The following is a 21,811-nucleotide window of genomic DNA, read 5'->3' as shown; positions in this document are numbered from 1 at the left end:
TGCCGTGCGCTGCCCGTCACCCCGTCAGCCGGCCGGCTCGGTCAGCCGCGGACGAGCGCGTCGATCTGCCGCACCGGGCCCCAGGCGCCCGCCTCGCCGTTGGACACGACGACGACCGTCACCCCGGGCGCCCCGGCCGGCGGGAAAGCGTCCGGGCCGGATCGGCCCGCGCCCGGGTAGTGGCGCAGCATCGCGCTCGACCCGGTGTTGATCCCCTCCTTGTACGCGGAGCGCACGGACCCGTCGGCGAGGAGCTCGAACTCGAGCCCGAACCCGTAGTGCACGCTCGCAGCCCGCTCCACGCCTTCAGCGTCCTTGCCGTCCGTCTCGTCCGTGTCGCCGTCGTCGTGCTTGACCTGCGGGGTGAGGAACGCGCGCGTGAGGTCGGGCGGCAGCAGCTCACCGCCGCGGACCGCGGACCAGAACCGTGCGAGGTCGCGCGCGGTGACGTGCGCGCCGCCATCGGGCGAGCCGACGGGCGGGTAGGAGTAGATGTTCTGCCGCCAGCTGGTGACGGGCCCCTCGTCGTCCGGGCCCTCGTGGACCGGCTCCCAACCCTCCGCGACGTCGGGCTCGGCCTCGTCCATGCGGAAGAACCCGGAGCGGTCCATGGCCGCCCGCGCGAAGACGTGCTCGCGGACGTACTCGCGGTAGGTCGTCCCGGCGACCTTCTCCAGCGCGAGGCCCGCGAGGACGAACCCGACGTTGCAGTACCGGCACCCCTCCCCCGGCGGGAAGTTCGGCTCCTTGTGGACGAAGCCGGGGAGGAAGTCGGCCGTGCGCGTCACGGAGTAGCTCGGCCGGTCGACCCAGAGCGCCTCGTACGACTCGCCGGCCTCCTCGTCGGCGTCGTCCGCGATGCCCGAGGTGTGCGTGAGCAGGTGCCGGACCGTCACCCCGCTCGGGATCGTCGTGCCCGCGAGGTCGACGTGGTCGTGGATGCGGTCGTCGAGCCCGAGCCGCCCCTCCCCGACCTGCTGGAGCACCGCGACGGCGGTGAAGAGCTTGGTCACGGACGCGACGTCGAACCGCGTGCTCGTGCGGACGGGGACGCCCCACCGGCGCGACGCGACGCCGTACGCGCGCTCGAACAGCGGGTCGCCGTCGCGCTCGATCCGCACGACGCCGGAGAACGCGTCGGCATCGGCCGCCGCGCGCAGTTGCGTGTCGAGGGCGGAGAGGGCGGCGTCGTCGAGCGCGGTCATGCCCCGACGGTAGGCGCCGCGCTGCGCAGACCGCCAGGACTTTGCGGCCCGTCCCGGGCGACCTCGCAGGTGGGAGCGCTGTCAGAGTACGGTCGCCGTATGGCGACCTCGACGACCCCCGCGCTCGGCGTGATCCTGCCGCGCGAGCTCCCCGCCGACCAGATCGTGCCGTTCGCGCGCCGCGCCGAGGAGGTGGGCCTCGACGAGGTGTGGGTCGTCGAGGACCTGACGTTCCACGGCGGGATCGCGCAGGCCGCGACCGTCCTCGCCGCGACGCAGCGCCTCACCGTCGGCATCGGGATCCTCCCCGCCGCGACGCGCGCGCCGTCGACCGCCGCGATGGAGGCCGCGACCCTCGCCGCCCTGCACCCCGGCCGTCTGCACCTGGGGCTCGGGCACGGCATGCCCGCGTGGATGCGGCAGATCGGCGTCTGGCCCGCGAGCCCGCTCGCGATGCTCGAGGAGACGACGTCGGCCGTGCGCGCGCTGCTGCACGGCGAGCGCGTCTCCGTCTCGGGCCGGTACGTCACGATCGACGAGGTCGCGCTGCACGCGCCGCCCGCCTCGCCGCCGCCGGTGCTCGCCGGGGTGCGCGGCCCGCGCTCGCTCGAGGTCTCGGGCCGCGTCGCCGACGGGACGATCCTCGACATGCCCGTGACCCCGGAGTACCTGGCCGTCGCGCGCACCGCGATCGACGCGGGGCGCGCGAGCGCCGGCGACGCGGCCCCGCCCGAGCACCGCGTCGTCGCCTTCGCCATCGGCGCGGTGCACGACGACGTCGCGACCGCCCGCGCGATCGTCCGGCCGCACCTCGCCGTCCTGGGCGAGGCCGACTGGTCGGCGCAGATCGACCCGCTGCCGTTCGCCGCCGACTTCCGCGCCCTGCGCGACGCGAGCGACACCCCCGAGGCCTTCGCCGCCGCGATGCCGGACGCGTGGGTCGACGCGCTTGCCGTCGTCGGTCCGCCCGATGCCTTCCGCGCCCGGCTCGACGAGCTCGGCGCGGGCGGGGTGTCGAGCGTCGTGCTCGTCGCGACGAGCCCCGACCCGGCCCGCCCGGACGACCCGTTCGCGGCGCTCGACGCGCTGGAGGCGGTGGCGCACACCGCTCAGTAGCGCCAGGCGCGCATGTCCTCCTGGTACGTGCGCTGCACGGTCGGGGACAGCAGGGTCGACGGCGGCAGGTCGCGCGGCGGGTTGTCGGCGGGCAGGTGCGTGGTCGCGGCGAGCGACGCCGCGTCGTGGAACCGCAGGCCCTCGGGGAGCGGCGTGCGCGCGAAGAGCCCGGGGACGTCGTCGGGCTCCCCGGCCCCGGGTGCAGCCCCGCCCGGCGCGAGGGAGAGCGCGAAGCCCCACTCGCCGAACGACGGGACGTTGACCGTGAGCGGCACGACGGCTCGGTCCGGTGCTGCGGCGCGGACGGTGGACACGACCTGCCAGAACGCGTCGGGCGTGAAGTAGGTGGACGTCGCCTGGGTCGCGAACGCGCCGCCCGGCCGCAGGTGCGCCGCGACCATGCCGTAGAACTCCTGCGAGTACAGCTTGGCGACGCGCTCGGTCGACGGGTCGACGAGGTCGACCAGCACGACGTCGAACGTCCGAGGCGTGTCCTCGACCCACCGGAAGGCGTCGGCGTTGACGACGCTCACGCGCGGGTCGTCGAGCGCGTGCTCGTTGAGGTCGGTGAGGAGCCGGTTGTCACGGGCGAGGTCGGTCACCGCGGGGTCGAGGTCGACGAGCGTGACCTCCTGCACCGACTCGTACCGGAGCACCTCGCGCGCGAGGAGACCGTCGCCGCCGCCGAGGATCGCGACGGACGCGGGCGCGGCGACGGACGTCATCGCCGCGTGCGCGAGGGTCTCGTGGTAGCGGGCCTCGTCGACGGAGGAGAACTGGAGCTGGTTGTCCAGGTACAGGCGGGTGTCACCGCGGTACTCGGTGACGACGACCTGCTGGTACGCGCTGCGCTCCTGCGCCACGACCGGGTCCTGGTACATCCCCGCGCTGATGCGCGTCTCGAGCCACGTGGACGCGGCGAACCCCGCGAGGAGCACCACGAGCGTCACGGCGGCGAGCGCGGTCCACCGCGGCGGGTGGCCCATGCGCGCGAGCATGAACGCCGCGACGGCGACGTTGAGCACCGCGACCGCGAACGCGGTGCGGACGAGCCCGAGGTACGGCAGCAGGAGGAACGGGAACAGCAGGGACGCAGCGAGCGCCCCGAAGTAGTCGAGCGCGAGCACCTTCGACAGCAGCGAGACGGACCCCTCGCTCCCCCGCTCCTTGAGGACCGCGACGAGCAGCGGGATCTCGACGCCGATCGCCGTGCCGATCGCGAGCGAGAGCACGACGAACACGACCCACGCGAGCTCGGTCTGGGCGTACGCCCAGAACAGGGCGAGCACGGACGTGCCGCCCAGGAGCGAGAGCACGAGCTCGTTGCGCACGAAGCTCAGCCCCGCGGTGCGCTGGAGCCGCGGCGCGAGGAGCGAGCCGAGGCCCATGCCGAACAGCGTGAGCCCCGTCGCGACGGAGAACGCGACGACGGAGTCGCCGAACAGGTACGACGCCGCCGTCCCGAGGATGAGCTCGTAGACGAGGCCGCCGACGGCGACGAGCAGCGCGGCGGCGAAGACCGTCGGCCGGTCCATCGGGCGTGTGCGGCCGGTCCGCCCGGCCGGGGGCGCGGCGTCGCCCGAGTCGTCCGCGGCGGTCTCGGGCGGGCGGCCGGGCGGGAGCTCCTGCTGGTCGAGCACGGTCAGGAGCTGATCGTCCCCGCGATGATGAGGCCGATCGCGACGGCGAGGCCCGCGATCATCACGCCGAACGCGACGTTGTGCTCGTCGACGAGCTCGCGGTGGAGGTTGAGCCGGAACACCTTGTTCGCGACCACGAGCGTGACCAGCAGCAGGACGATGCCGAGCGCCGAGTACAGGATGGTCGAGAAGAAGGACCAGAGGAACGCCAGCGGGGCGGCGGCGGTTGCGATCACGGTGTCTCCCGGGGTCAGGTCGTGGGACGGGCGGTCGGGTTACGGGTTCGACGAGGGTTTCGACGGGCGAGCGGGTCACTTGCCGAGCCCGCCGCCCCCGCCGCCGTAGACGGTGCGGCGCACGCACGTGCCGTCCTGCTCGGTGGTGGTCACCTCGCCGGACGGTGCGACGGTCTCGACGGTCCGGGGCGTGCACGAGCCGTCACTCGTCGCGGCGCGCGCCGTGCACGAGGCGGCGAGCCCGACGAGCACGACGGCGGCGACCGCGAAGGCCACGAACCGGCCCCCGGGGAGCGTGCGCGGCGCGACCCGGCGCCCGAACAGGCGACGCTGCTCCACGACGTCGATGCGCCGGCCGCGGTACACGGCGGTCACGGGGCCGAGCGGGCCGGTCGTGCGCTCGATCGAGACGACCGTCCCGTGGGCCGAGAGGTCGACGTACTCGACGTGCTGCCCCACGACGAACGGCTCGGCGAACTGCCCCTCGACGTGCTCGACCCGGCCCGTCCCGCGCTCGCGCACGACGAGCGAGTACTGCCGCCCGTCGAGGCGCAGGCAGAGGGTGCGCCCGGTGTGCAGCGCCGAGAGGTCGACGACCGGAGGCCACGCCTCGGTCGGGTGCAGGAGCGTGACGTCGCGCGTGTCGTGGTCGTACTCGATCCAGACGTCCGAGCCGTCGTGGGCGAGGAGCTGCCACTCCTCCCACGTGAACGTCGTGCCGCCGTGCACGGTCGACAGGACGGCGACGGCGCGCGGCGTCGCGCGCTGGGGCGGCGTGCCGACGAGGTCCTCGCCCACGCGCAGCGCGAGCCGGGGGCGCGTCCGGCTCACACGAGGCTCCGCACGGCGACGTCGGCCGCGCCCAGCGCGTCGGCGAGCAGGGCGCGCACGTCGTCGGTGAAGGTGGCGGACGCCGGGGCCCGGCAGGTCGTGAGGGTCACGTAGGCGGTCCCGAGCTCGGGCCACGTGTGCACGGCGAGGTGCGACTCGGCGAGCAGGATCACGACGCTCGTGCCCTGGGGCTCGAACCGGTGCGACGCCTCGCCGAGCGGCGTCATGCCCGCGTGCCGGACGATCGCGTCGAGGCACCCGCGGACGGTCGGGTCGTCGTCGAGCAGCGCGGGGTCCGCGCCCGTCACGTCGAAGACGTGGACGAGGTTGCGCTGCACGCCCGCTCCCCCTGTCGCGCTCCTCGGTCCGTGGGCCGCACGCGGGTGAGCCGCCCGCGGTCCGGTGGCCGCGCCGTCGGGCCGCGCACACCCTAGCCGACGGGCGCCGCCCGCCGGCCGGCGCCTCCGCGACGCGAGACCCGAGGTCGAGGGTGGGGACCGCTCAGTCCGGCCGCGCCGGACCGTCCACACAGGAGTCAGGTCCATCTCGACGAGGAGGCCATCATGGCCGTTCAGCTCAGCCCCTACCTGAACTTCGACGGCGACGCCCGTGAGGCCGTCGAGTTCTACGGCACCGTGTTCGGCGTCGCGCCGGACATCAGCACGTACGACTCGATCGGCCCGGTGGACGACCCGGCGCAGGCGAAGAAGGTGATGCACTCCCAGCTCCCGATCGAGGGCGTCGGGACGCTCATGGCGTCGGACGTGCCGCCGGGGACGACGCTCACGGACCACGCGTCGGTGGCGCTCTTCGGCGCACCGGAGGACCGCGATCGCCTCCGCGCGTGGTTCGCCGCGCTGTCCGACGGCGCGCAGGAGGTCATGGCGATGGAGACGGCGCCGTGGGGAGACGAGTTCGGCATGCTCACCGACCGGTTCGGGGTCGGGTGGCTGGTGAACGTCGCCGGCGACGCGGCGCCCTGACCGGGGCGCGCCGGTCCGGTCGCCCTCAGGCCTGCGGCGCGAACTCGGAGAGGGTCAGGCCGGCGCCCTGCGGGTCGCGCACGGTCGCGTGTCGCGCCCACGGATCTTCCGTCGTCGCGAGCACGGTCGCTCCCGCGTCCCGGGCGGCGTCGACCGCGGCGTCCCGGTCCGCGACGGCGAACGCGACGGACCAGCGTGCCGGGCCGTCGTCGGGCACGATCCCGGCGACGGCGTCCGCGAAACCGGGCGGGGCGAAGCCCTCCTGGCGCTCGTGGATGCCCGGGTCGGACGTCCGCGCGAGGTGGTCGCCGTAGCCGGGCACGCGGGCCATCCCGGCGGCGAGGTCGGGGTCGACCTCCCACCCGAGCAGCGCGCCGTAGAAGGCGAGCGCAGCCGCGGGGTCGGGCGTGAGGACGTTGCTGAAGTTCCACGTGCCGGGCTCGTTGACGCGCTGCGCGCCGGGACGGGAGCCCGCCTGCCACAGCCGGCTCTCGACCCCCTGCGGGTCACGCACCGTCGCGGCGCGACCGGCGGGCAGGTCGGCCGGCCCCACGTCGGCGGGTGGCTCGAGGACCGCGCCGCCGAGGGCGACGACGCGACCGGCGGCGGCGTCGACGTCGACCGCGACGGAGGTGACCCAGCGGGCGGTGTCGAGGCCGGTCACGCCCGCGACCGCGGCGACCGCCGTCCCGTCGGTGCCGTCGAGGGATGCGACGACGTACCTCGCGCCCCCGCGCGGGGGCTGCTCGACGAACCGCCACCCGAAGAGCTCCCCGTAGAACGCGGCCGATGCGCCGACGTCGCGCGTCTCGACCTCGACCCAGCACGGGACGCCGTGCGGGTACGTGCGCTGCGTGACCATCGTGGCTCCATCGGCTCGGCGTCGGGGGTGAGCGAGCAGGCGACCGCACCAGCGTGGCACCGAGGGCATCGGCTCGCACCCGTGGCCCGTGGCCCGCGAGCGCCCGCCCGGGCGTCGGGCGGGCGGCAAGCGTCCCAGGGGGCGAGCGGCACGAGTGGCACGTATCGTCGTCCCGCTCACGAGACGGGAGACCTTCCACCATGGAGGACGGAGTGACCGGAGGCGTCCAGGTCGACGACGACACGCGGCACTGGGTGATGTGGGGAGAGATCGACTTCTCCGTCGCCCACGCGGTCAAGGAGCGCCTCGCCGCGACGATCGGCCAGCGGCCGTGGACGATCGACCTCTCGCGGGTCACGTTCATGGACTCCGGTGGCCTCCACCTCGTCCTCATGGGGACGCGGACGGGATACCGCCCCCGGCTCCTGCGCACGCCCGGGCACGTGCTCCAGCTCCTCGAGTTCAGCGGGGCGCTCGATCTCGTCGAGCTCGTCGAGACCGCGGCGGACGCCCCGGACCCTGACCCTCCGCTCGAGCGCTCGGCCGGCTGAGCAGCGCGTTCCCCCTCCCGCCACCCCTGGACAGGACACCCGATGAGAGCGTGGACACCCACGACCGAGATGGTCCGACAGCTGTACGTCGCCGGACGCGAGTCTCGCAGCCCTGCCGAGACGCTCCGCATGCACCCGGACGAGATCGCGGCGGAGTTCGACCGCTGGCTCGACTCCTTCCGCACGACGGCCGGAGAGCCCCCCGTCGCGACGGGCCTTCCCGACGCGTCGTAGCGGCGGAGGCCGTCCGCGTGCGAGCCCCGACGGTCCCTGCCATGCTGACAGACCTGGGGGCAAAACTCGCACAGCAGACAAAAAGGAGAAATCCATGGGTTGGCTCGCGTACATCGTCCTCGGTCTCGTCGCCGGTCTCATCGCGCGTGCGGTGCTGCCGGGCAAGCAGACGGGCTCGCTGATCATCACGATCCTGCTGGGCATCCTCGGTGCGCTGCTCGGTGGGTGGCTCGGCTCGGTGTTCTTCGGCACCCCGCTGGGCGACCTGGGCGACTTCCGGACCTGGCTCCTCGCGATCCTCGGCTCGCTGATCACGCTCGGGATCTACGGCGCGGTCACCAAGGGGAACCGACGCAACGCCTGACGGGCACCGACCGACCGGGGGCTTCATGGACGACCTGCCGACCATCGCCGTCCCGACCGACGACGACGAGCTCACCACCTCCCACCCGCCCGAGGGCTACCGCCCCGTCCGGGAGTGGGTGCTGAGCACGACCGAAGGGCTCTCGGCCCTCCGTTCCGGAGTGGTCCAGGCCCTGGAGGCGGAGGGCGTGGTCACGACCGGGCGGCTGTCCGCCACCCCGGACACGCTGGTCCTCATCGCGTCGGAGCTCGCGACCAACGCACTGCGTCACGGGCTGCCGCCGACGATCGTGCGGCTCGCTCGGACCGACGACCGGTTCCTCCTCGAGGTCGCCGACCACGACGTCTCGCACGAGCCGGTCTACGCCGGGCGCCGCATCCCGGGCGCCGGCGGCGTCGGTCTCCACATGGCCCGCCAGCTGTCGCTGGACGTCGGGTGGTACCGCACCGAGACGGTCAAGACCGTCTGGGCGACGTTCGCCGCCTGACCGACGGGCTTCCCGCACGACACGACGCCAGGCCCGCCCCGTCCGGAGAACCGGACGAGGCGGGCCTGGCGTCTGCCGTCAGCGCGTGCCGGTCAGCCGCAGGTGGTCGCGTCGTACGGCGCGACGACCTCCGTGGAGACCTGCTCGCCGTCGACCGTGGCCGCCGCGGTGACGGTCGCCTGGCCCGCCTCGACGGACGTGCCACGGACCGCGAACGACTGGTACGCGTTCGCCCCCGGGGCCACGGAGGAGAACGCCTTGGTCCCGAACGGCGTGGCGAGGGTGACGTCCACGGGGACGTCCTCGCCGTTCGTCGCGCGCACGGCCACGTAGGCCTTGCCCGCGAGGCAGCGCGTCTGCGCGGTGACCGTCACGTCGAGCGCCGGCTCCTCGCCGTCGTCGCCCGCGTAGACCTTGGCGACCTCGGCGTCGGACAGCGCCCGGTCGAAGACACGCACGTCGTCGATCGTGCCCGGCCAGTAGTCGACCGGGTTGCCGCTCCACTGCCCGCGCCCGATCGTCAGCGGGCCGGACGGCGTGGTGCCGCCGCACACGTCGGACTGGCCGACGAGCTCGCCGTTGACGTAGAGCTTGAGCTTCTGGTCGGCCGCGTCGCGGACGCCCACGACGTGGTACCAGTCGCCCAGCACGGGCTGCACGACGTACTCCGCGCGCGGCTCCCCCTCGTAGGAGAAGGCCCACCGGCCGCCGCCGCCGTACTGGAGGTAGAACGCGCTCGAGCCGAGCGACGAGTCCTGGCCGACGATCGTCGACCACGCGCCGCCGGGCGTCTTGTCGAGCTGCGCCCACGCCGAGATCGTGTACGAGCCGGTCGTGTCGACGACGGGCCCCTCGGTCGTGAACGACTGGTTCGTGCCGTTGAGCTTGATCGCGGACCCGCTGTCGCCGTGACCGGCGACCCAGGTGCCCGTGCCCGTCGCCGCGTGGTCGCCCACGCCGTCGGCCGCCGTGGTGCCCTGGCCCTCGTCGAACGACCAGCGGCCCGTGCCGGTCAGCCCCGGGGTGCCCGGGTCGACGGGCGCGGAGCCCTGCTTCGCCGCCGCGACGACCCGCTCGTTGACGTCCTTGACGCGCGCGGCGTCCATCTTGAGCACGCGGCGGTCGTACGTCCAGAAGCCGTTGAGCTCGTTCTCGACGTCGGAGATCTCCGTGTACACCGAGCCGGACAGGTAGCACTGCGCCGGCCGCACGAGCTTCTCCGTGTTCTGCACGTACGCGTCGGTCAGCGCCTCGCTGTTCGCGACGCCCCCGTACGGGTTGGCGGACACGCCCGGCCACATGTGGCCCGGGACGCTCATCGAGAAGCCGCCGTGCTCGCCGTCGATCGCGGCGCGCGTGGCGTCCGGCTTCGGCAGAGCCGGGCCGGTGTACTGGTGCCAGTCGATGATGTCGCCCGTCTTGGAGTCACCCTTGGACGCGCAGCAGTTGTAGCCGGAGTGCGTGTTGAGGATGCGGCTCGGGTCGTACTCGTCGATCACGTTGCCGATCCGCGCCGTGTCGGCGAGGTTCCACTCGCCCCAGCCCTCGTTGAAGGTGACCCACCCGACGATCGACGGCACCGAGCGGTGCTGGTCGATGATGTCCTTCATCTCCTGCTCCCAGAAGACGCGGGACGCCGGGTTCGTGTCGCCGTTGTTGAACCAGCCGCTGGGGATGTCCTGCCAGACCATGAGGCCCAGCGTGTCCGCGTGGTAGTACCAGCGGGCCGGCTCGACCTTGATGTGCTTGCGCACTGTGTTGAACCCGAGGTCCTTGTGGGCCTGGAGGTCGAACACGTAGGCCTCGTCGGACGCGGGGGTGTAGATGCCGTCCGGCCAGTAGCCCTGGTCGAGCGTCGACATGAGGAACGTCTTCTCGCCGTTGAGCAGGATGCGCTGGACGCCGTCCACCTCGGCGACCTCGATCGAGCGCATGCCCGCGTAGGAGGCCACCGTGTCGGTAGAGCCGCCGTCGGTGAGCGTGACGTCGACGTCGTAGAGGTACGGGTCCTCGGGCGACCACAGGTGCGCGTCCGGGATCTCGACCGCGAGCAGCTCGTTCGCGGCGCCGGTGACGGTGCCGACCTCGGCACCCTCGGCGTCCCGCACGACGGCGGTCACCTCGGCGTCGTCGGACGCGGAGGCCGACTGCGCGGTCACCGCGAGCACGCCCGCCTCGACGTCGGGCGTCGTGACGACGGCGTCGATCGCCGCAGTCGGGACCGGCTCCATCCACACCGTCTGCCAGATGCCCGACGTCGGGGTGTAGAAGATGCCGCCCGGGTTGAGCGTCTGCTTGCCGACGGCCTGGTTGCTGCCGTCGGTCGTGTCGACGGCGCGCACCACGAGCTCCTGCTCGGCGCCCTCGACGAGCGCGTCGGTGACGTCGACGGAGAAGGACTCGTACCCACCGCGGTGGGTGCCGACCTCGGTGCCGTTGACGTACACGGTGGCGACGTAGTCGACCGCGCCGAAGTTGACGCGCAGCCGGTTGTCGCTCCCGACCGCCCAGTCCTGCGGCACCTCGAACGTGCGGCGGTAGAACATGTCGTCCTCGCGGCGCTCGATGCCGGACAGCGCGGACTCGACCGCGTACGGGACGACGATCTCCTCGTCGAGGTCGCGGCCGCTCGGCACGGCGTCGTCGGACTCCGCCGCCTCGAACTGCCAGACGCCGTTGAGGTTCTGCCACGCGTCGCGCGTGAGCTGCGGGCGCGGGTACTCCGGCAGGGGGTTGGTGGGGTCGAAGTCGTCTGCCCACGGGGTCTGGATCCGGAACTCGGACCCGTTGGTGACCGGCAGGTTGAGCGAGCCGACCTTCTCCCCGCCGACTGTGAGGTCGCCCTCGCCGTCGTAGACCAGGCGGGCGGTCGACGCACGGTCCACGGGCTCGGCGAGCGTGATGCCCAGGACGTCGCCCTGCGCCGCGACCTGCGCGACGGGCCACGCGAGCTGGTCCACCTGGACCTTGAGGTGGTCGACGAGGCTCTCGTCGACACCGCCCGCTGCGCCCTGGAACGTCACGTTGAGGCTCGTGCCGTCGCTCTCGAGCGCGGCCTGGGCGGGGAAGACGACGAAGTCGTCGGGGTAGGTGAACGCGTCGGTCGGCACGATCTCACGTTGCTGCGAGGGGCTCTGCCACCGCAACCGGAGGTGCGCGCCACCCGTGTTCTGGAACATCTCCATGCGGAACGAGTACTCCTGGCCCGCCTGGAGCTGGACCGGGGCGGAGGTCTGCTCAACGTCCCAGTCGTCGACCCAGTGGTCGATGACGAGCTTGTCGTCGATCCACAGCCGGAAGCCGTTGTCGCCGATCGCGGAGAACGTGTACGCCTCGCTGAAGTCAGGCGTGATCTGGCCCGTCCAGCGCGCGGACGTGCGCTCGCCGCGGCCGGTGAGATCGGCGAACGTCGGGACCAGGTTGGGGAACTCGATCCGCTGGTCGGGGATCGTGGCCTTGAGGTCGGTGAGCGGCCAGCCGGGGCCGCCGGACAGGAAGTACTCGCCCTTGAGGCCGTTGTCGAGCGCGAGGTCCTGGGCCGCCACGTCCTGCGCGCCCGCCTCGTCCGTGGTCGTGGCCGCCGGCGTCGCGGTCGCCCCGACCGCCGTCGCCACGGCCAGGGGGACCGTGAGCGCGGCGGCCAGCGCCGCCGCGACCATCCTCGCCGGTCTGCCCCGTGGGGGTGCTACCGCTGTCATGGACTGCATCCGTGCTTCCTCCTCGTCGAGTGAATCCAGGGACTGCTCCGACGCGGCGGCATACCGGGCACCCGTGTCCGGCGGTCACCCTCCTTGGCGCACCGCACGACGTCTCCCCAGAATCAAACAACTTCCACCAGAAAAAAACAACAGGTAACAGCACACCACATCGTCGGGAGGCGGTGGTCAGAAGAAGACGAGGCCCGCGACATAGCTGGCCGCCATGGTGCCGAGCCCGACGACGAGCGTGCGCGCGAGCATCCGGAGGGCCGAGATCCGGCCCACCCCCGCAGCGACGAGCGACGTCAGCGCGAGCGAGACCACGACCGCCACGAGGATCGCGCTCGTCTCGATCGCCACCGGTGCGAGGAACGTGATCGCGAGCGGGATCGCCGCGCCGACCATGAAGGCGAGCGCGGTCTCGAGCCCGCCGTACGCGGGTGCCGACCGCGTCATGATCTCCTCGAGGCCGTGCTCGGAGTCGAGCTGGGCGCCGAGCGCGTCCCGCTCGCTGAGCTGGACGGCGACCTCGCGCGCGAGCTCCGGTGACAGCCCACGCCCCTCCCAGTACGCGGTGAGCTCGTCGAGCTCGGCCTGCGGGTCGGCGTCGAGCTCGGCGCGCTCGTCCGCCGCGATGCGGAGCTGCTCCTCGCGCTCCGCCGCAACCTCCGCCCACTTCGCGCCGCCCGCGCTCAGCCCGCCGGCGATGAGGGCGGCCACGGCCGCGAACAGGAGCAGGCGGTCCCCCGCGCCGGCGCCGGCGAAGCCCTGGAGCAGACCCGCGGTCGAGATGATGCCGTCGTTCGCGTCGATCGCCCACGACGTCTCGCGCACCCGCGCGAGCACGCGCTCCCGGAGCGTGGCGCTCACGCCGACCTCCCTCCGCCGGTGACCCGCATGGCAGGGAGCGGGCAGGGGTCAGCGGTGGATGAGGGACGTCCAGTCGGACGGCACCCGGTCGGCCGGTGCGGGTGAGCCCTGCTCCGGCGGGCGCGAGAGCGGCGCGGCGAGGTGCGGGCCGTCGAGCACCTGCGACGTCTCGTAGTCCCAGTACCAGTCCTCGCCGGGCTCGAACGAGCGCATGAGCCGGTGACCGGTCTCCTGGAAGTGCGCCGTCGCGTGCTGGGCCGGCGACGTGTCGCAGCACCCCACGTGGCCGCACGTCGCGCAGCGGCGCAGGTGGACCCACCACCCGCCGGCCGCGTCGCACTCGGCGCAGCCCGTCCCGCTGGGCGGGACCGCCGGGTCGACGGCGGCCCAGAGCTGCGCGCCCAGGCTCTCGTCGAGCCCGTCCCCCGTGACGCTCACCGGCGGCTCACCGGGTCCCGACGGCGGAGGGCCGCACGACGGGGGCCCACGACTCGGGGTCGAGCGCCGGTGCGGGCTCGGCGTCGTCCCAGGCCCGGCAGTCGTCGATCGTCGCGGCGAGCAGCGCGCGCAGGCGCTCGTCCGGGTCCGGCACGCACGCCTCGGCGATGCCCTGCACCGCCGCGGAGATGATGCTCGGCGCGGCGTCGCGCACGAACCGGCTCGGCCGCAGCCGCGCACCCTCGCAGAACCGCTGCGCCCAGCGCGCCGTGCGCGGGCAGCTCGCGAGCGCGTCCGCCGACTCGGCGCTCAGCGTGCCCGCGGGGCGGTCGTCGAGGACGTCGAGCATCTTCTCGGCCCCGATGATCGCGACGGCGAGCGTCTGCTGCCGGTCCGCCGGGGCGATCGGCAGCGCCGCCACCGCGGCGCGCAGCGCGATGCGCACGTCCCAGTGCGGGTCGTCGCTCGTCAGCCCGATGACGGACGGGATGAGCGGCGCGAGCTTGGGGCGCTCCGGGTCGACCGTGAGGTCGTTCACCGCGCGCGCGAGCATCGCGAGCAGCGGGTGCGTGCACCGTGGATGGTCGCTCCACCGCTCCCCAGCGAGGTAGGACGCGAGCTCCATGAAGCACGCACCCTTCTTCGGGTTGCGGTGCTTGCCACGGCCCAGCATCGGCAGCATGTCGTAGGTGTCGGTCACGAGGTCACCCCCAGGCGGGTCCGGTCCTCCGTCCAGTCTGCGCCGGGCCCCGGCCGTTGGCAACGGGAGGAGTGACCCCGGTCACGTCCGGCGGACGGGACGGCTCAGAAGATCTCCGCGGTGTGCGCGGTCGGTGACCACGACCAGGCCGCCGACGCGGCGGCGACCGCGCCGGGCGTGTGCTCGACGACGCGCCCGGCCAGCGCGAGGACGTGCAGCGGCGTGGCGCCCAGGTGGGCCGCTCCCAGGTCGCCGACGTCCAGCGAGAGGTCGGGCCGCGCGTCGGTCCGGCGCACGACGGCGGTGCCGCCCGCCTCGCCGACGACGACGTGCCACCGCCCGGCGTTGGCGGGGACCACGTCGTCGGTGACCTCGAGGACGACGTCGACGGGCGCGGCGAAGGCACGCGCGGCCAGCGCGCGCTCGACGTCGACGACCCGGACCCACAGGGCCTCGTCGAGGCGCGCGTGCATCCGCCGGTGGTCGGCGAGCAGGTGGGCCAGCGGGTCCGGCACGGGGCGCGACTCGCACGTCAGCGTGCTCATGAGGTCGAGGTCGAGCAGGTAGCGCCAGAGCTGGGCGTGGGTGGCCGGGTCCGTGGCGCTCACCTCCTGGACGGCGACGACGCCTGCCGGCACCAGCCCGGGCTTCCCCTCGCGGACCCGGTACGCCGCGTACCCGGTGGGCCCGTCGGGGCCGACCGCGACGACGATCTCGGCCGGCGCCCTTCCGTCGCCACCGCCGAGGAGGAACTGCCAGCGGTCCGCGTCGCGCGCGAGCGTCCCGGGCCGCGAGCCCAGCAGGTCGTCGTGGACGGCGGCCAGGTGCGGCAGGGCGTCGTCCAGGGACCTCAGGTGCAGGCGGGCCGACGACCGTGCCGCGAGGTCCCGCGCGTGCGGCGTGAACGCGGCGCGCGAGAGGTCGACCTCGATGGGCTGGCGCCACGACGCGATCCCGTAGCCGTAGCGTCCGTACACGCCCGCCTCCGTCGCCCAGAGCGCGGCCACGGCCTCGCCCCCGGCCGCGAGGTCGACGAGCTGGCGGCGCATCATCGCCGTCATGACCCCGCGACGGCGGTGCGTCGGGGCGACGGTCACCATCCACACTCCCGCGACGGGCAGCAGACCCCCGCCGGGCATCGTCATCCGCAGCGAGTAGGCGCTCGCGGTCCCGACGACCTCGCTGCGCGGGCCGTCGACGGCGACGAGCGTGCGGTCGGCCTCGATCGACCGGCCGGTGAAGACGTCGTCGGCGGTGTCCTGCCGGTACCCCCACCCGAAGGCCCGCCACACCACGTCCAGGGCCGGGTCGCGGTCCTCCTGCCTCAGCGGACGGACGTCGAACGAGGAGGGCGCGAGGGTCGTCATGCCCCGGTGATAGTCCCCACGGGTCGATGCCGTCCACCGGATTTCGGGCGCGAGCGTCGACGGGCGGTCCGGGTGCCTTAGTCGCGACGACCCACCTCAGACGCCTCAGGGTCCCGGGCGGGCACCGCCTAAGGCACCCTCCCCCGAACCGTGCGCGGTCGTCCGATGCGACGGCCCGGTGCTCAGGACGAACGTGAGTGTCGGACAGGCAGGGTGCCTGCAGAGACGGGGACGACCATGAGCGCACAGTTCGATCCGACCTTCGAGGCGGATCTCACCTACCGCACGCAGCGACTGCGTGACGACTTCCGGCACGACGAGCCCTCGCTGCTGCACTGGTGGCGGGGACGCCGTCAGCGCCACGACCGCCCGGCGCGGTGACCGCGCCGCCCGACGCCGTCGACGAGAACCCTCTCGTCGGCGGCGTCGTCGTGTCCGGCGCGGTCTCCCGTGGTCTATCCGCTGGTCACGTGTCGGTGCACGCTGCGAGGATGGGAGCCGTGCCACGCCCCTCCTCGCGCGCGCCCTTCGTGGCCCGCGCCGCCGAGCTCGACGCGCTCTCCGCGGCGGTCGAGCGCGCGCGCCGGGGCGAGCCCGGGGTGGTGCTCGTGGGCGCCGACGCCGGGGTCGGCAAGACCCGCCTCCTCACGCGCGCGGCCGAGCTGGCCGCCGGGAGCGGCGCGACCGTCGTCTGGAGCCACTGCGTCGACCTGGGCGAGGTCGGCCTCCCCTACCTCCCCTTCTCCGAGGCGCTGACGACGCTGCGCAGCCAGCACCCCGCGGTCGACGAGACCGTGGCCGCACGGCCCGCGCTCGCGCGCCTACTCGACGCCGGCACGCCGGCGGACGACGAGCAGAGCCAGGGCGAACGCCTCCAGCTCTTCGAGAGCGTCGCGGCCGCGCTCGCCGCGTCGGGGACGGCCGAGGCCCCGCTCGTGCTCGTCGTCGAGGACCTGCACTGGGCGGACCCGTCGAGCCGCGACGTCCTGCGCTTCGTGGTCGCGCGCCTGCGGGCGGAGCACGTGCTCGTCGTCGCGAGCTACCGCGCGGACGACCTGCACCGCCGCCACCCTCTGCGCCCCGTGCTCGCGGAGCTGCTGCGCCACCCGCGCGTCGAGCACGTGCAGCTCTCCCCCTTCACCGAGGGCGAGCTGCGCGAGTTCACCACCGCGCTCGCGGGCGCTCCCCTGCTGCCCGACGCGTTCGAGTCCGTCCGGACGCGCTCCGAGGGCAACGCGTACTTCGCCGAGGAGCTCGTCGAGTCGGGCCTCGACGACGAGCTGCCCTGGTCCCTCGCGGACGTCCTGCGCGCCCGCCTCGAGGTGCTCGACCCGGCCGTGCAGCACCTCGTCCGGGTCGCGTCGGTGTCCGGGCGGCAGGTGAGCGAGCCGCTCCTGCGCGCCGCGCTCGCACGGGACGCCGCCGACGGCGAGACGGCCACCGGGCGCTCGTTCGACGCGGCGCTGCGCGAGGCGATCGCGCACCACGTCCTCGCGGTCGAGGGCGACGGCGCGCGCGACACGGTCGTGTTCCGTCACGCGCTGCTCGCCGAGGCGGTCGCGTCCGACCTGCTGCCGGGCGAGCGCGTGGGCGTGCACCGCGCGTACCTCGCCGCGCTCGACGACGACCCCGCGCTCGGCTCCCCCGCGCTGCGCGCGCACCACGCGCTCGCCGCGCACGACCTCCCGGCCGCTCTGACGGCGTCGCGCGCCGCCGCCCGCAAGGCCGCGCGCGTGCTCGCGCCCGCGGAGGAGCTGCGGCACCTCGAGCAGGTGCTCGCGCTGTGGCAGGCGGTGCCCGACGCCGCGTCCCTCCTGAACGAGGACCGCGTCACCGTCGCGCTCGCCGCGGCAGGGGCGGCGAGCCGCGCGGGCGAGCCGGACCGCGCGGTCGCGCTCGCCCGCAAGGTCGTCGAGGGCACGGCGAGCGACCCGATGCGCCAGGCGTCGCTGCGCCACGTGCTGTCCCGCTACCTGCTCGGCACGGAGGAGGTCGAGGAGACCCTCGCCCACACCGAGGCCGCGCTGGCCGTGCTCCCGCAGGAGCCGCCGTCGCTCGACCGCGCGTGGACGCTCGCGATGCGGGCGCGCGCCGCGATGAACGCCGACCTCGACGAGCTCGCCGCGGAGGTCGCCGCGCAGGCCCTGGACGTCGCGCACCGGCTCGACGCCCCCGACGTCGAGGCCGACGTGCTCACCACGATGGCGATCCTCGAGGTCGCGGACGACGACCGGGCCGCGGTGCTGCTCGCCCAGGCCCGGGAGCGCGCCGTCGAGGCGGGCGACATCCTCACCGAGCTCCGCTGCTGGTACAACATCGCGGCGAACCGCTACTACGCGGGTCGCATCGACGAGGCGCTGCGGGTGACGGCCGACGGCCTCGACCGGGCGCGCGCGACCGGGCTCGGCTGGAGCGCGTACGGCGTGGAGCTGCGCCTGTTCCGCGACCTCGTGCGCTACGTGCTCGGTGACCTCACGCCCACCGAGACCACGGGCGAGACCATGCCGGAGGGGTCGGCCCCGCAGCTCTCCTGCGTGCAGCTCTACGCGGCCGTGGCGCGGGGTGACGCCGACGCGCTCGCGCGCGGCACGGCCCTGCGGCGGGACTGGTTCCGGGACGGGCAGATCGCGCTCATCTCCGGTGGCTGCTCGATCGACGCCCTGACGTGGGCGGGGCGCGACGAGGAGGCGGTCGCGCTCGCCGTCGAGCTCGTGGACCACCTGGGTCGCACGTGGAGCGACTACTTCCTGGGCCGCATCTGGATCTCGGCGCTCGCGCTCGCCGCGCTCGCCGACGCCGCGGAGGCGGCACGTCTTCAGGGCGCGGCCGGTGCCGGGCAGGTCGCGGCGCTCGTCGCGCGCGGCGACGAGCTGCTGGAGGCGGCGCGCACGACGGCGGAGCGCGGCCGACCGCGCGGCGGTCGCCTCGGGCCCGAGGGTCGCGCCTGGCTCGCGCGTGCCGCGGCCGAGCACTCGCGGCTCACGGGCGAGGACGACCCGGCGCTGTGGGAGGAGACGACACGCCTCTTCGACTACGGCTACCGGTACGAGGTCGCGCGCTCACGCTTCCGCTGGGCCCAGTCCCTGCTCGGCGCGGGCGACCGCAACGCGGCCGAGATCGAGGCGGCGCAGGCGCTCGAGGAGGCCGAGGCGATGGGTGCGGCCCCGCTCGCCGACGCGGTGCGCGCGCTCGGGCGCCGCGGCCGGCTCGACCTGCCCGGGGTCCGCCGGTCCACGACGGCGGTCCTCACCGAGCGTGAGGAGGAGGTCCTGCTGCTCGTGGCCCAGGGCCTGACCAACCGGCAGATCGGCGAGCGCCTGTTCATCTCCGCGAAGACGGTGAGCGTGCACGTGTCCAACGTCCTGGCCAAGCTCGGCGCGTCCGGGCGGGCCGAGGCCGTCTCGCTCGCGCACCAGCGCGGGCTGCTCGAGGTCTGACGCGCGTGGGTTCCTCGCCCGGCACGCTCGTGCTCGTGCGTCACGGGCAGAGCACGTTCAACGCGGGCGACCGGTTCACCGGTCTCCTGGACGTGCCGCTCTCCGACGTCGGGGTCGCCGAGGCAGGGCGCGCGGCACGGCTGCTCGCCGACGCCGTCGCGCGCGAGCCCGCGCTGGCTCCGCGCCGCGTCACGACGTCCCCGCTCGTGCGCGCCTCGACGACGGCCGCGATCGTCGCCGACGCGCTGCCCGGCCCGCCCCCGCTCGCCGTCGAGTGGCGCCTCGTCGAGCGCCACTACGGCGCCTTCACGGACAAGCCGCGCGACGTCGTCCGCCGCGACTACGGCGAGGCGGCCTACTGGCGCTACCGCCGCTCGTACCTCCACCGACCGCCGCCGCTCGCGGCGGACGACCCCGCGCGCCCGCTCGTCGACGACACGCTGCTGCGCCTGCCCGACGGCGCGCGCGCCGCCCTGCGCCCGGACGCCGAGTCGCTGGCCGACGTCGTCGAGCGGCTGCGCCCCTTCTGGGCCGCGACCCGCACGGCGCTCTCCCGGGGCGAGGCGGTCCTGGTCGTCGGGCACGGCAACTCGCTGCGCGCGCTCTCCGTGCTCGTGGACGACCTCACGCCCGAGGAGGTCCAGGACCTCGACGTGCCCACCGGGCACCCGCTCGTCCACCGCTTCACGGCGGGGCCGGACGCCGCGCTCGTCCCCGAGGTCCGCGGCGGCACCTATCTCGACGCGCACGGCGCCGAGCACGCCATCACGGACCTCCGGGCCCGCGGGGGCACCTGACCAGTCGGTGGCCCCTCACCGCTCCATGAACGTCGGCAGCTCCAGGAGGTCGAGCGCGCAACGCCGCCAGGCATCGCCCTGCGGCCCCTCGCTCCACGGTCTGAGGTCGAGCGTCGTCGAGCCGTCGGGCACACCACGGCCCGCGAGGCACGCGTCGAACAGCCCGACGTCGCCCGAGGGGAGGTCGATGCCGACCGCCTCCACGCGCAGCATGTCGAGCACCGGGTCGTCCACCGGCGTGGGGTAGTCCCGGTCGACCTCCACGAGCCCGGTGGCGTCGTCGTACCGCACCGCGCACGCCAGCTCGTCCGCCTCGTCCGGCCGGAGAGCCTCGCACGTGACGGTCCACTGCGTGTTGGTGCCGTACGACATGACCCCTCGTACCTGGGCAGCGCTCTGCTCGTCCGCGTCCAGCAGGGCCGCGTACACGTCGAGGACGACGGTCGGCCCGTCGACGACCTGCGCGGTGGGGAGCTCCAGCGACGTGGCCCGGCCGCCGCTCTCGTCCGCGATGTCCGCCGTCAGACCGACGAACGTCTGTTTCAGGTCGCCGGCCACGGTGTTGCCGGGCTCGACGCCCACCACCATCGTCCGGCCGCTCTCCGGGTCGACGACGACAGCACGCCCGCCGTCGTCGATCACCGTGCCCGCGGACCGCCCGGCGCGCAGCGCGGCGAGGTCGCCGTCGTCGCCCGCACGGAGCGTGACGTCGGTCGAGAGGTGGCCCAGGTCGTTCACGACGCCGACCTCCACGAGGAACCGGTCGCCGCCGTCCCACGCGGGCAGGCCGAGGTCGAGGACGTACGTGCCGTCGTCGCGCAGGTACGTCGCGGGCTCGGAGACCGCGACGACGCCCGGCGCGACGTCGACGAGCGTGGCCTCCGCCGTGACGACCTCATACCCGGGCGACCCGGTGACGACCTCGCGCGCGAGGTCGCGGAGCCCGTCCGGGCCGCCCGCCGTCACGACGCCCGTGCCGACGAGCCCCAGCGCGACGACGCCCGCGACGCCGGCGAGCGACCGGCGCCGCTGCACGCCGCGGCGGCTGGACCGGAGGACCACGTCGAGGTCGAGCGTCGAGGGCGGGACGGCGTCGTCGGCCGTGCGCCGCAGCCGGGCGAGGAAGTCGTCCTCGGGCGGGGTGGGCGCCGGGCGTCCGTTCGCGGGGCTCATCGGGGTGTCCTTCCGGAGGTCCGGGCGGTCGGGGAGGTCTGGGTCGTCGGGGAGGTCGGGGTCGTCGGCGCGGTCGGGCCGGGAGCGGCGCCGTCGGGCGCGCCGAGCAGCTCCCGGAGACGGGCGAGGCCCCGGGAGGCCGTCGACTTCACGGTGCCGACCGGGATGCCGAGCTCGGCGGCGACCTCGCTCTCGCTGAGGTCGAGCAGGTGCCGCAGCACGACGACGCGGCGCTGCTTCATCGGGAGCGTCAGGAGCGCCCGCACGACCGCGTCGCGGTCGTCGACGTCGCCCGTCCGGTCCCCGGCGGCGGGACGGCCCGGTCGTCGGACACCCTCCGCCTGCGTGAGCTCGTCGGGCCCGGCGAGCACCTCCCGCCGCGTGCGGCGCCACGTGTCGACGCGGAGGTTGGCCAGCACGCGGCGGGCGTAGGCGAGCGGGTCGCGGTCGCGGGCCCGCGTCCACGCGCGGTACGTCCGCTCGAGCGCGTGCTGCGTGAGCTCCTCGGCCCGGTGCCGGTCCCCGCAGAGCAGGTACGCCATGCGGTGCAGGGGGTCGCGGGCGTCGCGCATGAACGCGGAGAACTCCTCGTCGCGCGTGCGCCGGGCGACGAGGTCGATCTCGACCACGGACGAGTCGTCCGGCTCGTCGGCCCCACCGTCCCGGTCGTCGTCCCGGTCAGGGTCGGCTGCGACGTCGAGCAGCAGCTCGAGCCTCCCGGTCCGTCCGACGGGGCCGGCCGAACCTGTCGCCGTCACGTCGCCGCCCCTCGCGGTCCGCGCCCGCCGTCGTGTCGTGGTGTCACGAGCGGTACACGCAGCA

22 protein-coding genes are annotated in these 21,811 nt (G+C 74.5%); 9 read left to right on the top strand and 13 right to left on the bottom strand.

Features of this window, described 5'->3' with window-relative positions; translation table 11 throughout:
- Positions 1 to 41 precede the first annotated feature (41 nt).
- Positions 42 to 1,205: a serine hydrolase gene (locus A0J59_RS13520; RefSeq protein WP_064316440.1), complete on the bottom strand. Its 1,164-nt coding sequence runs from the start codon at positions 1,203 to 1,205 to the stop codon at positions 42 to 44.
- 99 nt (positions 1,206 to 1,304) lie between these two features.
- Here A0J59_RS13520 and A0J59_RS13515 point away from each other — a divergent pair, with 99 nt between their 5' ends.
- Positions 1,305 to 2,321, top strand: coding sequence for an LLM class flavin-dependent oxidoreductase (locus A0J59_RS13515; protein ID WP_064316439.1), 1,017 nt, complete (start codon positions 1,305 to 1,307; stop codon positions 2,319 to 2,321).
- Here A0J59_RS13515 and A0J59_RS13510 read toward each other — a convergent pair.
- The 4 genes from A0J59_RS13510 to A0J59_RS21835 form a co-directional block, all read right to left on the bottom strand.
- A complete protein-coding gene (locus A0J59_RS13510; RefSeq protein WP_255365213.1) occupies positions 2,315 to 3,961 on the bottom strand; it encodes a polyamine aminopropyltransferase in 1,647 nt (548 codons plus the stop codon). The genes A0J59_RS13515 and A0J59_RS13510 overlap by 7 nt on opposite strands.
- A gap of 2 nt (positions 3,962 to 3,963) precedes the next feature.
- Positions 3,964 to 4,197: a DUF350 domain-containing protein gene (locus A0J59_RS13505; protein ID WP_047231757.1), complete on the bottom strand. Its 234-nt coding sequence runs from the start codon at positions 4,195 to 4,197 to the stop codon at positions 3,964 to 3,966.
- A gap of 75 nt (positions 4,198 to 4,272) precedes the next feature.
- Positions 4,273 to 5,028 carry a DUF4178 domain-containing protein gene (locus tag A0J59_RS13500; RefSeq protein ID WP_064316438.1) on the bottom strand — a complete coding sequence of 252 codons (756 nt, stop codon included), beginning with the start codon at positions 5,026 to 5,028 and terminating at the stop codon, positions 4,273 to 4,275.
- Positions 5,025 to 5,366 (bottom strand): S-adenosylmethionine decarboxylase family protein, encoded by a 342-nt coding sequence (locus A0J59_RS21835; protein ID WP_064316437.1) that lies wholly within the window; start codon positions 5,364 to 5,366, stop codon positions 5,025 to 5,027. Before A0J59_RS21835 ends, A0J59_RS13500 begins: the two co-directional genes overlap by 4 nt.
- Before the next feature lie 225 nt (positions 5,367 to 5,591).
- On the opposite strand from A0J59_RS21835, the gene A0J59_RS13490 reads away from it, so the two are divergent.
- The gene (locus A0J59_RS13490) at positions 5,592 to 6,011 is read left to right on the top strand and encodes a VOC family protein (RefSeq protein ID WP_064316436.1); all 420 of its coding nucleotides are present in this window, start codon (positions 5,592 to 5,594) and stop codon (positions 6,009 to 6,011) included.
- Between the two features lie 25 nt (positions 6,012 to 6,036).
- Here A0J59_RS13490 and A0J59_RS13485 read toward each other — a convergent pair whose 3' ends face one another.
- The gene (locus A0J59_RS13485) at positions 6,037 to 6,873 is read right to left on the bottom strand and encodes a VOC family protein (RefSeq protein ID WP_064316435.1); all 837 of its coding nucleotides are present in this window, start codon (positions 6,871 to 6,873) and stop codon (positions 6,037 to 6,039) included.
- A 212-nt stretch (positions 6,874 to 7,085) separates the two neighbouring features.
- Between A0J59_RS13485 and A0J59_RS13480 the strand changes: the two genes are divergently transcribed.
- The 4 genes from A0J59_RS13480 (at position 7,086) to A0J59_RS13470 (ending at position 8,509) form a co-directional block, all read left to right on the top strand.
- A complete protein-coding gene (locus A0J59_RS13480; protein ID WP_220084483.1) occupies positions 7,086 to 7,424 on the top strand; it encodes an STAS domain-containing protein in 339 nt (112 codons plus the stop codon).
- A 42-nt stretch (positions 7,425 to 7,466) separates the two neighbouring features.
- Positions 7,467 to 7,658 (top strand): hypothetical protein, encoded by a 192-nt coding sequence (locus A0J59_RS21645; RefSeq protein WP_156533021.1) that lies wholly within the window; start codon positions 7,467 to 7,469, stop codon positions 7,656 to 7,658.
- Positions 7,659 to 7,752: 94 nt separating this feature from the next.
- Complete coding sequence (locus A0J59_RS13475) at positions 7,753 to 8,022, top strand: GlsB/YeaQ/YmgE family stress response membrane protein (protein WP_047231751.1); 270 nt, start codon at positions 7,753 to 7,755, stop codon at positions 8,020 to 8,022.
- Positions 8,023 to 8,047: 25 nt separating this feature from the next.
- Entirely contained in the window at positions 8,048 to 8,509 is a 462-nt protein-coding gene (locus tag A0J59_RS13470) for an ATP-binding protein (protein WP_064316433.1), read from the top strand.
- 92 nt (positions 8,510 to 8,601) lie between these two features.
- Here A0J59_RS13470 and A0J59_RS13465 read toward each other — a convergent pair whose 3' ends face one another.
- From A0J59_RS13465 to A0J59_RS13445, 5 genes are all read right to left on the bottom strand, one after another.
- The gene (locus tag A0J59_RS13465) at positions 8,602 to 12,168 is read right to left on the bottom strand and encodes a LamG-like jellyroll fold domain-containing protein (protein WP_064316432.1); all 3,567 of its coding nucleotides are present in this window, start codon (positions 12,166 to 12,168) and stop codon (positions 8,602 to 8,604) included.
- Between the two features lie 225 nt (positions 12,169 to 12,393).
- The gene (locus A0J59_RS13460) at positions 12,394 to 13,077 is read right to left on the bottom strand and encodes a VIT1/CCC1 transporter family protein (RefSeq protein WP_047231749.1); all 684 of its coding nucleotides are present in this window, start codon (positions 13,075 to 13,077) and stop codon (positions 12,394 to 12,396) included.
- Positions 13,078 to 13,125: 48 nt separating this feature from the next.
- Positions 13,126 to 13,515, bottom strand: a complete 390-nt coding sequence (locus A0J59_RS13455; protein WP_231581722.1) for a UBP-type zinc finger domain-containing protein — start codon at positions 13,513 to 13,515, stop codon at positions 13,126 to 13,128.
- Positions 13,516 to 13,522: 7 nt separating this feature from the next.
- Positions 13,523 to 14,215, bottom strand: coding sequence for a hypothetical protein (locus A0J59_RS13450; protein ID WP_231581721.1), 693 nt, complete (start codon positions 14,213 to 14,215; stop codon positions 13,523 to 13,525).
- Between the two features lie 104 nt (positions 14,216 to 14,319).
- Positions 14,320 to 15,582, bottom strand: a complete 1,263-nt coding sequence (locus A0J59_RS13445) for a GNAT family N-acetyltransferase (RefSeq protein WP_082919024.1) — start codon at positions 15,580 to 15,582, stop codon at positions 14,320 to 14,322.
- Between the two features lie 237 nt (positions 15,583 to 15,819).
- Between A0J59_RS13445 and A0J59_RS21640 the strand changes: the two genes are divergently transcribed.
- The 3 genes from A0J59_RS21640 (at position 15,820) to A0J59_RS13435 (ending at position 19,816) form a co-directional block, all read left to right on the top strand.
- Positions 15,820 to 15,963, top strand: a complete 144-nt coding sequence (locus tag A0J59_RS21640) for a hypothetical protein (protein WP_156186302.1) — start codon at positions 15,820 to 15,822, stop codon at positions 15,961 to 15,963.
- Between the two features lie 119 nt (positions 15,964 to 16,082).
- Positions 16,083 to 19,019, top strand: coding sequence for a helix-turn-helix transcriptional regulator (locus A0J59_RS22545; protein WP_304439889.1), 2,937 nt, complete (start codon positions 16,083 to 16,085; stop codon positions 19,017 to 19,019).
- Between the two features lie 5 nt (positions 19,020 to 19,024).
- Positions 19,025 to 19,816 (top strand): 2,3-bisphosphoglycerate-dependent phosphoglycerate mutase, encoded by a 792-nt coding sequence (locus tag A0J59_RS13435; RefSeq protein ID WP_047231748.1) that lies wholly within the window; start codon positions 19,025 to 19,027, stop codon positions 19,814 to 19,816.
- A 15-nt stretch (positions 19,817 to 19,831) separates the two neighbouring features.
- Here A0J59_RS13435 and A0J59_RS13430 read toward each other — a convergent pair whose 3' ends face one another.
- Positions 19,832 to 20,989 (bottom strand): hypothetical protein, encoded by a 1,158-nt coding sequence (locus A0J59_RS13430; RefSeq protein WP_047231747.1) that lies wholly within the window; start codon positions 20,987 to 20,989, stop codon positions 19,832 to 19,834.
- Positions 20,986 to 21,747 (bottom strand): SigE family RNA polymerase sigma factor, encoded by a 762-nt coding sequence (locus A0J59_RS13425; RefSeq protein WP_331386737.1) that lies wholly within the window; start codon positions 21,745 to 21,747, stop codon positions 20,986 to 20,988. Before A0J59_RS13425 ends, A0J59_RS13430 begins: the two co-directional genes overlap by 4 nt.
- Positions 21,748 to 21,811: the final 64 nt, after the last annotated feature.

The organism is Cellulosimicrobium sp. I38E, from assembly GCF_001647255.1.
Taxonomy (GTDB): Bacteria; Actinomycetota; Actinomycetes; order Actinomycetales; family Cellulomonadaceae; genus Cellulosimicrobium; species Cellulosimicrobium cellulans_E.
The sequence above is the reverse complement of the archived record's forward strand: the minus strand, read 5'-3'. Positions and strand labels throughout refer to the sequence as shown.